Raw genomic sequence first — 12,794 nt, 5'->3', positions numbered from 1 at the left:
GCCCTGGCGCGCGTCTTTAGCATGGCGTTATCTTCAGGGGAACGCCATCATGCCGTCTTTTTTTCGTCTCGATCCATGCCGTTTGCTGTTGTGTGCCGGTCTTGTTGCGCTGACCGGCTGTGGTGAGCCACCGGCCCAGCAGCAAATGCCACCGCCGCAAGTCAGCGTCGAGACCGTCAAGACTCAGCCCCTGACCATCACCACAGAACTGAATGGGCGTCTGGTTTCGCCGCGCACCGCCGAGGTTCGTGCGCGAGTCGCGGGGATCGTGTTGCAACGGGTTTATCGCGAGGGCACTGACGTCAAACAGGGCGATGTTCTGTTCCGCATTGATCCTGCGCCGTTTCAGGCGGATGTCGACAGCGCTGAGGCCGCTCTGCGCAAGGCAGAAGCCAACCAGTATCAAACCCGCTTGCAGGCAGAACGCTACGCCGAACTGGTGACGATCAACGCCGTGAGCCGCCAGGAGGCTGAAAACGCCCGCGCCAGTTTTCTGCAAGCCGATGCGGACGTGGCTTCAAGCCGCGCGGCCCTCAAACGCTCGCGCTTGAGCCTGGGCTATGCAACCGTCACCGCGCCCATTTCCGGGCGTATCAGCAAGGCACTGGTGACTGAAGGCGCGCTGGTGGGGCAGGGCGACGCGACCCCGCTGGCCACCATTCAGCAATTACAGCCCATCTATGCCGACATCAATCAGTCCACTCGACAGATCAGCGAGCTACGCAGCTCGTTGCGTCAGGGGCAGTTGCAGCAACTGGAGCAAGGTCAGATCACCGCGACGCTGATCCAGGAGGATGGCAGCCCGTATCCCATCAAAGGCAAGTTGCTGTTCTCCGACCTGACCGTTGATCAAAGTACCGGCCAGATCGTTCTGCGCAGCGAATTTCCCAACCTGCAAAGCGAGCTGTTGCCGGGCAGTTTCATCCGGGTGACGCTGGATCAGGCGCGTACCGCAGAGGGTATTACTGTCGCTCAGCGAGCTGTGCAACGCGACGCAGCCGGCAAAGCGCTGGTGCTGATCGTCGACGCGGAAGGCAAAGCTCAGGAGCGTCCTATTGAACTGGGTGGCGTGCAGAACAATCGCTGGATCGTGAAAACCGGTCTCAGTGCGGGAGACCGGGTGGTGGTGTCGGGTCTGCAGCATGTTCAGTCCGGAGCGGCAGTGACCGCTGAAGAACAAGGTGCGCCAGCCTCCGATCAGGAGCAGAAGTAATGCCGCAGTTTTTTATTGATCGGCCGGTCTTTGCCTGGGTCATCGCATTGTTCATTGTGCTCGCGGGGCTGTTGGCGATACCCAAACTGCCTGTCGCCCAGTACCCCAGCGTCGCACCACCGCAAATCGAGCTGACGGCCACGTATCCCGGCGCGTCCGCTCAGACCATTGATGAAAGCGTAGTCAGCCTGATCGAGCAGGAACTGAACGGTGTTAATCACCTGCTGTATTTCAGTTCCAGCAGTAGTCAGAGTACGGCCACCATGACGGTTACGTTTCAGCCGGGCACTGATCCCGAGCTGGCCAAGGTCGACGTGCAGAATCGGCTGAAAGTCGTCGAGCCACGTTTGCCTCGAGCAGTCACCCAACAAGGCTTGCAGATCGAGGAAACCTCAGCGGGCTTTCTGATGATCGCGACATTGACTTCCATGGACGGACGTCTGGATGAAATTGCCCTGAGTGACTACCTGACCCGTAATGTGGTCAACGAACTCAAGCGTCTTGATGGTGTGGGTAAGGCGCAGTTGTTCGGCTCTGAGCGGGCCATGCGGATCTGGATCGATCCGCAGAAGCTCGTGGCGTTCAGCCTCACACCGGCTGACGTCAGCCTCGCGATTTCCGAACAGAACGTGCAGGTTTCAGCCGGGAGCATCGGCGACTTGCCGTCTTCATCCGATCAGGAGCTGACCGCGACGGTCATGGTCAAAGGGCAATTGAGCTCGCCGCAGGAATTCGCCTCAATTGTGCTCAAGGCCAACCCTAACGGCTCCAACGTGACCGTCGGCGACGTGGCCCGGGTTGAAGTCGGTGGCCAGAACTACAACTTCGCCACCCGGCTCAACGGCAAGGCATCAGTCGCGGTGGGGGTGCAGTTGGCCCCGGCGGGAAACGCCATGAACACCGCGACTCAAGTGCGGGAAAAACTGGATGAGCTGTCCCGGTACTTCCCGGCCGGGGTGAAATACGACATCCCTTACGACACCTCACCCTTCGTCAAAGTCTCGATCACCAAAGTCATCTACACCCTGGTCGAGGCCATGGTGCTGGTATTCCTCGTGATGTTTCTGTTCCTGCAGAACATTCGTTACACGCTGATTCCCGCTCTTGTGGTGCCCGTTGCCTTGATGGGCACATTTGCCGTGATGTATGTGCTTGGTTTTTCCATCAACGTATTGACCCTGTTCGGCATGGTGTTGGCCATCGGCATTCTGGTGGACGATGCGATTGTGGTGGTGGAGAACGTCGAGCGGCTGATGGTGCAGGAAGGGTTGTCGCCCAAAGAGGCTACCCGCAAGGCCATGACTGAAATCAGCAGCGCGATCATCGGCATCACGCTGGTGCTGACCGCAGTGTTTATCCCCATGGCCTTCATGCCTGGCTCGGTCGGCGTGATCTATCAGCAGTTCTCCATCTCCATGGCGGTCGCCATTGTGTTCTCGGCGTTCCTTGCCTTGAGCCTGACTCCGGCACTGTGCGCGACCTTGCTCAAGCCGATTTCTGCCGACTCACATCACGAGAAGAAAGGCTTTTTTGGCTGGTTCAACCGGCGTTTCGAGCGTTTTAGCGACGGCTATGAGAGCTGGGTGAGCAAAGCGGTGCGTCAGTTGGGCCGTTACATGCTGGTTTTCGTGGTGTTGGTGGGCGTCATGGGCGTGCTGTTCACCCGTCTGCCGTCCTCGTTCCTGCCGGTTGAGGATCAGGGCTACACCATCACGGATATTCAGCTGCCGCCGGGCGCCAGCCAGAACCGCACCATTGAAATCGCCAAGCAGATCGAGGCGCATAACGCACAGGAACCCGGTATCGCCAATACGGTGATGATTCTGGGCTTCAGCTTTTCCGGGAGCGGGCAGAACGCAGCGCTGGCGTTTACCACCTTGAAGGATTGGTCGGAACGGGCTGCACAGGATTCTGCGCAATCCATTGCCGACCGCGCCAGCGCTGTGTTTTTTGGCCTGAAAGACGCCATGGTGTTTAGTTTGCTGCCGCCGCCGGTGGAAGGTTTGGGCACCTCGGGTGGCTTTGAAGTGCGCTTGCAGGATCGTGGCTCACAAGGCTACGACTCATTGCGACAGGCGCGTGACGATCTGCTGGGTAGAGTCAGTAAAAGTCCGATTCTGCAAAACGTGCGCGAGGCGTCTCTGGCGGAAACCCCGCAGGTCAACATTGAAGTGGACCGTCAGCAAGCCAATGCCATGGGCATTTCATTTGCCGACATCGCCAACGTGCTGTCGACTTCGTTGGGTTCTGCTTACGTCAATGACTTCCCGAATCTGGGTCGCATGCAGCAAGTAATCGTACAAAGTGAAGGTGATCGCCGACAGCAGGTGGATGACCTGCTGAAGCTGGAGGTCAAAAACAGTCAGGGCCGCATGGTCCCGGTTTCAGCCTTTGCCAACGTCAATTGGACCAGAGGGCCTGCGCAGCTCAATCGCTACAACGGATATCCCTCAGTGAGCCTGTCCGGCGAGCCGTCGCCGGGTCATAGCACGGGGGAGGCCATGGAAGAAATGGAGCGTCTGGCTTCGGGTTTGCCATCCGGTTTTGCTCTGCAATGGACCGGCTTGTCGTTGCAGGAACGTATCTCGGGCGGTCAGGCACCGCTGTTACTCGGCCTGTCGATGCTGGTGGTGTTTCTGTGTCTGGCCGCGCTCTATGAAAGCTGGGCGATTCCGGCTGCGGTGCTGTTGGTGGTGCCGCTGGGGATCATCGGTGCGGTGCTGGCGGTCACGTTGCGCGGCATGCCCAACGATGTGTTTTTCAAAGTGGGACTGATCACCATCATTGGTCTTTCAGCGAAGAACGCCATCCTGATCATCGAGTTTGCCAAGAGCCTGCATGACCAAGGCATGGGCCGGGTCGAGGCGAGCATTCAGGCTGCGCGCCTGCGGCTACGACCAATCATCATGACCTCGCTGGCCTTCATACTCGGCGTGGTGCCATTGGTCTTCGCTTCGGGTGCCAGTTCGGCCAGTCAGCAGGCCATCGGCACCGGCGTAATCGGCGGCATGCTGACCGCAACCCTGGCAGTGGTTTTTGTCCCGGTGTTCTTTGTGCTGGTGATGGGGCTGGTGGAGAGGGTCAAGCGAGTCAAGCCATCCTGATGAGAAGAGGCGGCGCATCCGTGCGCCGCCATGTATCAGAAGCTGTATTTGACAGCTTGATACGTAAATATTTATCAATAATAGTGGCTGACACATGGCCTGCTTAGGTGGACCTGTGACAAAGCTGGCCAACAATTTGGCGCAGGATGCCTCGACGTCTTCAAGGGCGGAGGCGTATTGAAGAAGCAGGGGCTCACGCCTTGTTTTGTAGCCACTCGGCGCGTGTCATTTCCCAAATCTCCTTAAGCATTGGGCCCGAGACGAAATGCCTTCCTGCGTCTCGACCAGCCGCATCCCCTCGTGCAGGGAAACTTTACGTGACGCCTGATTGCCCACCGCTTTGGGTATGAAGCCTTGCCCCTGCCATTGGGGGCTAGCTAGACGCCACGGTCTGAACACTCTCGCAGAATCGCAGCGCGCCTGTCGAATGTCAGATATAGAATCTCCCAAGTTGATAACCCCGACGCAAGAGAGGGGCACGGGGGCAAGATTCGCCTTTTGAGTCCAGTCAAAACCGCTGTATCGGTACCCGATCGCCATCGGCTACGTGTAGCATCATCGGTCTTTACATCAGGGTTACTGGACGAGTTATGTTTCCAGCTTTCAATCGCGGGCGAGTGTTAGGTGCGGCCTTCAGTGTTCTGTTACTGACCGGTCCGGCGTACGCCGCGTCTGACCTCAGCACCCTTGAGCGAGCTGCGCAGGCTGGCAATGCAGATGCTCAAGTTCTTCTTGGCGCGCGTTATGAGCGCGGCGATGGGGTTGAGCAGGATAAGGCGCAAGCGTTGGCGTGGTTTCTCAAAGCCGCCGGGCAGAACGATGCTGTTGCGCAATTTAACGTTGCTGTTCTCTACGAGCATGGCGAGGGTGTGACTCAGGATTGGCCAAAGGCACTGAGCTACTACCGTAAGTCTGCGGATCGGGGTTTCGTCAACGCTCAATTTCAACTGGGTGCCATCTATCAATATGGCCGGGGCGATACCAAAAACCTCAAGGAGGCTGCTCACTGGTACGCCTTGGCGGCCAAACAAGGCTTTGCTGGCGCTCAGAACAGGCTTGGTTTGCTTTATGAAGAGGGTGAAGCTGTTTCCCAAAGCTACGCAGAAGCCGCAGCGCTGTACCTGAAAGCGGCCGAACAGGGTGATCCGGCTGCGCAGTTCAATCTGGCCAGGCTGTATGCCGATGGTAAAGGTGTGGTCCAGGATCAGAGCAAGGCCGTGCATTGGTACCGAAAAGCTGCCGAGCAAGGTGAATCCTATGCTCAGCACAACATGGGCGTTTTTTACCAGCACGGCGCTGGCGTGGCCCGCGATCCGGCGGAAGCTGCCGTGTGGTATCGAAAAGCTGCTGAGCAGGGTCGGACATCAGCGCAGTTCAACCTCGGTATGTTGTATGTGAGGGGGGAAGGGGTCGCACAGGATTATTCAGCCGCTGCCAAATGGTTTCGTCTGGCTGCCGAGCAAGGGCATGCTGGTGGCCAATCAAGTCTGGGTAACCTCTACTTCATGGGCGAGGGAGTACCCAAGGACCATTCCCAGTCCATTTTTTGGTGGGAAAAGGCAGCAGCGCAGGGGGATTCCGTCGCGCGGGCTAACCTTGAGAGGTTTTGACGCGGGTCATGGCGGTAACCATGTTTGGCACTGCATAGCTTTTGTACCAGTGATTCATCCCCGCAATCGCTTTCTGAGCCGGAGCCGCGCCGGCCGCGCCAATCAATTCCGCGCAGGCCTGGGCCATCGCGACAAGAATGCGTGCGGCCTCCGGGACGTAGCGCAGATCGGCGTCGCGTTCATGACGTTCACGAACGATCTGGTAGCGAATGTTTTCTGGAAGCGTCCAGGCGCTGACTAAAAAATCTTGAACCAAATAATGAACGCCCTGGATTTCAACGGTGGCGCTGCGATGCTCCTCGCAGTATCCAGCCGCTTCGATCTGTTCACAGCTGTCGATGACGGTGTTCATCATCTCCCGGATTTGTTGCCAGTCGGTTTTCATTTGAAGTCCTTTTACGTTGTATTCAAAGGCTGTGGGATTGTTGCTTTCCTGACGCGTGCCCGATAACTCGCATCATTATTACGAACCCTCAGCCTATGGACGAATAAGAGATTTTATTTTTGAGACTCTTTTTCAAAACATTTCGACACGAACTGCACTGAACTAACGCGTCGGCACAACGATCCTTTTCTTTGCGCAGTCAGCGCGGCCCTGTCTGCCAGTGCATTTGCGCTGGTTATTGCTCAGGGTCGCTCAACGATAAGGAGCCGCCGTGACCGTTACTACTCACCCCCTTTACCGGATTACCCCGAGCCCGCTACACGCGATCTTGCTTGCCGGTACCGTTCCGCTGTTTCTCGGCGCTTTGCTGAGTGACATCGCTTACGCCCAGACCTACCAGATTCAGTGGGCCAACTTCGCCTCCTGGCTGATTGCCGGAGGGCTACTGTTCTGTGGTTTGGCGTTGTTGTTTGCACTGGTCAATCTGATCCGTGCGGACCACAAGGCTGGCCGTCCGGTAGCGTATTTCCTGCTCCTGCTGGTCACCTGGGCACTGGGTTTGATCAACGCGTTTGAGCATGCGAAAGACGCTTGGGCGATGATGCCCACAGGGCTGATTCTATCGGTAGTCGTGACGCTATTGTCCGTTGTTGCCGCGTGGACCGGGCTCACCAATCTGCGTTCGGGAGGTGCGGAATGAAGCATTCAGGCGCACTGACGCTTATCAGCGTGGCACTGTTGTTGAGTGCTTGTGGTGGCGATGGCGAAAGCACTCAGGCACGTGGCCCTGATCCGAAACTGCCGGAACCGCAGCGCACGCTGCTACCGAGCATGAAGATTGCTGAACCTGTGGCCTGGGGGGATCAGAAACCCACGGTTCCTGAGGGCTTTAGCATTACGGCGATCGCGACCAATTTGAGGATTCCGCGTCAGACTCTCGTTCTGCCCAACGGCGATATCCTCGTCGCAGAAGGGCGCGGCGGCAGTGCGGCCAAGCTCAAACCCAAGGACGTGATTGCCAGTGTGATCAAGGCCAAGGGCAATACGCAGGTCAAAGGCGGCAATCGTCTGACGTTGCTGCGTGACGCAGACGGCGACGGCAATTACGAGACGAAGACGATTTTCGCTGAAGATCTCAACGCGCCTTATGGCCTGGCGTTTGCTGATGGCAAGCTTTACGTCGCCAATCAGGACGCATTGGTGCGCTTCGATTACCAGGACGGACAGACCACAGCCAGCGGCGCTCCGACCAAAGTCACCGACTTGCCGTCGCAGATCAACCACCACTGGACCAAAGCGCTGACCATAAGCCCGGATGGCCGTTATCTGTATGTCGGTATTGGTTCGAACAGCAACATCACTGAGCGGGGCATGGAAGTCGAGATTGATCGCGCCATGGTGTGGCAGATTGATGCCGAGACTGGGGCGCACAAGCCTTATGCGACTGGCCTGCGTAACCCGACGGCGCTGACCATTCAGCCTGAAACCGGGAAGTTGTGGACGGTGGTCAATGAGCGTGACGAGCTGGGGCCTGATCTGGTGCCGGATTATCTGACGTCAGTGAAGGAGGGTGGTTTCTACGGCTGGCCTTACAGTTATTGGGGCCAGAACGTCGACCCGCGTGCGCAGCCGCAAAACTCTGACAAGGTCGCTTCCGCGATCAAGCCGGATTACAGCCTCGGCTCGCACGTTGCGGCGCTCGGCGTAGACTTTTCCATTCCGGCCATGGGCGACAAGTTCGCCAACGGCGTATTTGTCGGCGAGCACGGCAGCTGGAACCGTCCGAATCCGGTGGGCTACAAGGTGATCTTCGTGCCGTTCAACAACGGTAGCCCTGCGGGTGAACCGGTTGATTTTGCGACCGGTTTCCGCGGTGCTGACGGGAAAACCCGCGGTCGTCCGGTGGGTGTGACCGTTGACCCGAAAGGTGCGCTGATCATTGCTGACGATCTTGCCAACACCGTCTGGAGAGTGACGCGTAATCGTTGAGTCCAGTGTCCCGAGGCGGAAGGTCGCCTCGGGGCATCTATTGCAAACTCCTGTAGGAGCTGCCGAAGGCTGCGATGGCGATACTCCTGACGCACCGCTATCGCAGCCTTCGGCAGCTCCTACAGGTCTGTGTTTGCTTCGCGACAGCCGCGATTCTCAAATAGGCAACATCAACTTAATACTTCCAGGTCACCGACGCCGTCAGGTTGCGCGGTGCGCCGTAGTTGGTCGAACCAGCGGACTGATACAGCGACAGCAGGTACTTCTGATCGGTGACGTTGTTCATGTTCAACGACGTGCTCCAATGGTCATCGAAGTCGTAGCTGGCCATCAGGTCGACCAGTGCATAGGCGTCCTGCCGGACGTTGCTGTTAGTGTCGACTTCGGTCCCGCTTTGCCACTGAAAGCGGGTGCCGACCCTGGCTTGAGGCAGGGCGGGCAGGCGGTAGGTCAGGCTTCCACGCACGGTATGAGTGGGGATGTATTTGCGCGCTTCATCGCCATTGGCGTCTTCGATTCGTACAAAGGTGTAACCGCCTGCCATTTCCAGGCCGGGCAATGCTTCACCGGATGCCTCCAGTTCTACGCCGCGGCTTTTGAGGTCCGCGCCCCGGTACACAAATTGACTGCCCTGTATGCCGGCGGACTCAGCGACATTTAGCTGGTCGGTCTTGAACACGGCAGCCGTTATCGTCAGCCGCTCATCGAGCAGACGACCCTTCACGCCGACTTCGGTGCTTTTGCCTTCAAGTGGCTGAAGCACTCCGCCACCCACACTGCGCACGTACTGCGGTTTGAAGATCTCGGTCCAACTGGTGTAAAGGCTCCATTGTGGCGTGAGGTCATAGACCAGCCCGGTGTAGGGCGTCACCTTGCCATGTACGCGGGTATCGTGGGGCGAGCCATATCCCGCGCCTTCGCCATCAGCGCTGAGCATGCGGGCCCCGGCGATCCAGTGCAGATCATCGGTAAGACTGAACCGCGCACCGGCGAACACACTTTTCTGCCGATCGGTGAAAAGCTGGGTGTTGACGTCGTTGGTGAAATCAAAGGCCGGTTGTACAACTGCACCGGCCAGGGCGTCCTCAAGGCTGGCCATGATGTAGCCGGAGACATCTTTATAGTGGCCGCGCTCCTTATGGTGAGTGCGCCCGTAATTGGCGCCAACGGTCAATTGGTGCTCGCGGCCCAACAGGCTGAAAGGCCCGGACAACTGAGCCTCGCCGATCACTTGATGCTCGGTGCTGGTGGTGCGGTTGACGTAGGCAAAAACGTCCGTCGCTGTTGCCGGAATGGCGTACAGCATCTTGGTGTCTTGATGCTGACTGACCCCGGTCAGGGTGATCTTGCTGGCCCAGCCGTTATCGAAATCGTGGGTCAGCTCGGCAAAGGCGCGTTTGGTGTGGATGTCCCAGTACGTCCAGGGTTGGCCGATGCTGGAGCTGCGGCTGCTGTAGTGAATACGATTGCCTGCGAAGTCGGCAATGGGCAGGGCGCCCCATGTGCTGCCGTTTGAGTAGCTGTCTTGCTGGGAGAACCCCACCGTCAACGTGTCGGCGTCGGACAGATCAAAAGCCAGCAGGCCTGCTGCCACGTTGACTTCATGGCTATAGCGGTCAAGGTAGGAGTTGCCTTTGTCGTGTGCGGTGATGAAGCGGCCACGCACATTGCCGCTATCGGTCAGCGGGCCGGAGACATCCAGGCCCAGTCGACGGTTATCCCAGGACCCGGCGCTGGCGTCGATCTTCGCCTGGAAAGTCTCGGTCGGGCGTTTGCGAACAAAGTTGACGGTGGCCGACGGGTTGCCCGCACCACTCATGAGTCCGTTGGCGCCATGCAGCACGTCGATTTGTTCGAACTCGGTCATGTCCTGATCACCGAGCAGCACGCCGCCAGAAAATGGCATGCCCATGCCGTCGTATTCAAAGTTGTCGATGGTGAAGCCGCGAGAGGTAAAGGCGGTGCGATCCGTTTCGAACTGTTCGACGGTGACCGAGGGCGCGTTGCGCAGGGCTTCTTTCACACTGTTGAGTTGGAAATCGTCCATCTGCTCGCGTGTCACGACAGTTACCGCTTGCGGGGTTTCTCTATCGCTCAGGCCGAGCCGGGTGGTACTGGAGACGGGTTTACCTTGATAGCCGAAACTCTGGATGCTGTCCGGGGTGATGCGATATTGAATCTGCGTGGCGGGCAGATTCACTTCGTTGGCGATGGGGGCCTGAGCAACCGGCACCAGATATACGGTTGCCGCGTCCGTGCGGGCAAAGCTGTAGCCGCTGCCTTGGAGCAACCCGGCCAATGCTTCTTCCGCCGAGTAGGAGCCCATCACAGCTGTGCTGCGCAAACCTGCATCGAGGTTGCCATCCAGCAGCACGTTTTGCCCGGTTTGCTGGCTGAACACTAACAAGGCCTGGCGCAGTTGCTGAGCGGGAATATTGAGTGACAGCTTGTCTACCGAGCTGTCCGCAGCATTACCTTGTGCCGCATGTGCCTGAATGGCCCCAACGAGCAGCGTGCAGGCGAGAATTGCGCCGTGGGCGCCAAGTCGCCAGTGCATGCCGGTTTTACGCCCAGGATTGTGGTGCTTTGCCATTCAGGTTGTTCCCTATGAGATGCGCATGGATATGCGAACAGCTATCAGTCACATCTAAGACGGATGACCTTTGGCAATACCTGACGATGTTTTGAAATATTTGTGGCGGGTGTCTGTTGGAGATGAATGTTGGGGGTTGGAAAGCCTCGTGGGACCGGCTTTAGCCGGGAAGACGGTCTTTGCATCGACACATTTATGGTGACGGGACTGGCCTCTTCCCGGCTAAAGCCGGTCCCACATCATCAAGCGGCGTGAATGACGGTCACTAGGTCGGTGTAGCGGGTAACCCTGACTGACAGGGCTTTGGAAAGCACATCCAGCATCTGGTCAGGTCGATTCAGGTTGAGAATCAAACTGACCCGTCGCGCCGCCAGGTGTGGGTCCGCGATGAATATTTTGCCTTCGCGCCAGCGTTGAAGCTCGCTGACCACTGCGCTCAGCGGTTTGTCGAAGAACACCAGTCGGCCGTTGCGCCAGGCAAGCACCTGATCCAGATCGGCATGCTGGATTGCTTCCGTCCGGTCGGCACTGAAGCGCAGTGAAAGTCCCTCGCCCAAGTCCAACTGCTGGCTTGCGGTGACCACGCGCACCGTGGGCCGACTCACTGTCAGCAGCGTGCTCGCACCCTCGCATGACAGGCAGAACTCGCCGTTGTTGGCCAATACCTGGCCCGCTTCCGTTTTGATCGAAAGCTCGCCGACAGCGGCGGGCACGACGTTGAAAAATACTTCGCCCTGGAGCAATTCCACAGCACGCTGTGTTGGAGAAAAGTCGATATTCAGCGCTGTATTGCCTGCGAGTTCCACCGTTGACCCGTCTGCCAGACGTACCGTCCGCCGTTCACCCACAGCGGTACGCAAGTCCGCGAACGGTGACCCGATGCCCTTGAGCCAGAGCGTCGTTGCACTGGCGGTGACGGCAACAGCGCACGCCGCTACGCCTAATCCGACAAAGCGGCGCCGGGATAACTGAGTGTCGACCGCAGGCGGAGTCGGTTTAGCCACAAGGGCTGAGGCTGCCCACAATTTTTCGAGGCGGGCATACGCCTGCGCATGCAGAGGATCTGCGTCGAGCCATGCTGCCAACGCTTCGTGCTCGGCCGGAGTCGGTGATCCGCCATGCATCAATGCAAACCACGTACTGGCCTGATGACTCACGTCATCGGGCTGCGGAGCGGAGGGGTGGAGAATCGGAGGTTCAGCGCTCATAGGTCAGTCAATTCAGGGTGGGCCGGTGCTGTCGGCGCAGTGTAATCCAGCGCACCTGCATACGTCCGCTGCCCAGACGCCTTGCTGCTCAGGGGGGCGCACGGCGGTTGGCAGCGGAGTAAGCAAATAACGGCGTTCACTCGGGCATACCGAGCTTCAATAAATCCAGGGCCCTGACCATGCGGCTGAAGGCAGTTTTCGAGGAAATCCCCAGGCGCTCACCAATCTCTACGTAAGTCAGCCCTTCGACCCGCACCATCAGAAACACCTCGCGACAAGGTTCAGGCATGCTCTGAATCACTTCACTGAGGGCCGACAGTTGTTGGTTGGCAATGGCCGCTTGCTCAAGCGTCGGGGTTCGCTGCTCGGCTTCGCTCATGTCCTGCAAGTCCAGCGGCTCGGCTTTGCGGTGTTCCTGACGTCGGGTGTGATCGATAAAGAGATTGCGAGCACTGGAGAACAGGTAAGCGCGAAAGTTTTCGATGCGCGTCCGGTTCATCTGCTCGGACAGGCGGATGAAAGTGTCCTGTGTCAGGTCGGCAGCGGTCTCTTTGCAACGCAAGCGACGATCCAGATAAGCCTGAATTTCTCCGCGATGGGCGAGATATAACGCCTTGAGATCTGAGCCGGACATGAGGCCACCTTAACTGGCATGGAAGCAAGCGCGGCAAAATATCACAAACGAGAATCAT

The 12,794-nt window shown here is 58.2% G+C and carries 9 protein-coding genes; 5 read left to right on the top strand and 4 right to left on the bottom strand.

The annotated features are described in order from the left end of the window. Positions 1-49 precede the first annotated feature (49 nt). The 3 genes from CKW31_RS23990 to CKW31_RS23975 all read left to right on the top strand — a co-directional run bounded on the left by CKW31_RS23990 (position 50) and on the right by CKW31_RS23975 (position 5,927). Entirely contained in the window at positions 50-1,213 is a 1,164-nt protein-coding gene (locus CKW31_RS23990) for an efflux RND transporter periplasmic adaptor subunit (protein WP_095100750.1), read from the top strand. Continuing rightward, positions 1,213-4,317, top strand: coding sequence for an efflux RND transporter permease subunit (locus CKW31_RS23985; protein WP_095100749.1), 3,105 nt, complete (start codon positions 1,213-1,215; stop codon positions 4,315-4,317). Before CKW31_RS23990 ends, CKW31_RS23985 begins: the two co-directional genes overlap by 1 nt. A 590-nt stretch (positions 4,318-4,907) precedes the next feature. Further along, positions 4,908-5,927, top strand: coding sequence for an SEL1-like repeat protein (locus CKW31_RS23975; protein ID WP_095100747.1), 1,020 nt, complete (start codon positions 4,908-4,910; stop codon positions 5,925-5,927). On the opposite strand, the gene CKW31_RS23970 is transcribed toward CKW31_RS23975, so the two are convergent. Next, positions 5,908-6,312, bottom strand: coding sequence for a hypothetical protein (locus tag CKW31_RS23970; protein WP_095100744.1), 405 nt, complete (start codon positions 6,310-6,312; stop codon positions 5,908-5,910). The genes CKW31_RS23975 and CKW31_RS23970 overlap by 20 nt on opposite strands. A gap of 271 nt (positions 6,313-6,583) precedes the next feature. Here CKW31_RS23970 and CKW31_RS23965 point away from each other — a divergent pair, with 271 nt between their 5' ends. Then, on the top strand, positions 6,584-7,012 hold the full coding sequence (locus CKW31_RS23965) for a DUF2231 domain-containing protein (protein WP_095100742.1): 429 nt from the start codon (positions 6,584-6,586) through the stop codon (positions 7,010-7,012). Further along, on the top strand, positions 7,009-8,301 hold the full coding sequence (locus CKW31_RS23960; protein ID WP_095100740.1) for a sorbosone dehydrogenase family protein: 1,293 nt from the start codon (positions 7,009-7,011) through the stop codon (positions 8,299-8,301). Before CKW31_RS23965 ends, CKW31_RS23960 begins: the two co-directional genes overlap by 4 nt. Positions 8,302-8,476: 175 nt before the next feature. On the opposite strand, the gene CKW31_RS23955 is transcribed toward CKW31_RS23960, so the two are convergent. From CKW31_RS23955 to CKW31_RS23945, 3 genes are all read right to left on the bottom strand, one after another. Continuing rightward, positions 8,477-10,894 carry a TonB-dependent receptor gene (locus tag CKW31_RS23955; RefSeq protein ID WP_095100738.1) on the bottom strand — a complete coding sequence of 806 codons (2,418 nt, stop codon included), beginning with the start codon at positions 10,892-10,894 and terminating at the stop codon, positions 8,477-8,479. A 242-nt stretch (positions 10,895-11,136) separates the two neighbouring features. Next, positions 11,137-12,102: a FecR family protein gene (locus CKW31_RS23950; protein ID WP_095100736.1), complete on the bottom strand. Its 966-nt coding sequence runs from the start codon at positions 12,100-12,102 to the stop codon at positions 11,137-11,139. A gap of 136 nt (positions 12,103-12,238) precedes the next feature. Next, positions 12,239-12,736: an RNA polymerase sigma factor gene (locus tag CKW31_RS23945; RefSeq protein WP_095100733.1), complete on the bottom strand. Its 498-nt coding sequence runs from the start codon at positions 12,734-12,736 to the stop codon at positions 12,239-12,241. Positions 12,737-12,794: the final 58 nt, after the last annotated feature.

This window comes from Pseudomonas sp. Irchel 3A5, assembly GCF_900187575.1.
Taxonomy (GTDB): Bacteria; Pseudomonadota; Gammaproteobacteria; order Pseudomonadales; family Pseudomonadaceae; genus Aquipseudomonas; species Aquipseudomonas folii.
Note: the sequence above shows the minus strand (reverse complement) of the source record. Positions and strands in the feature narration are given on the sequence as shown.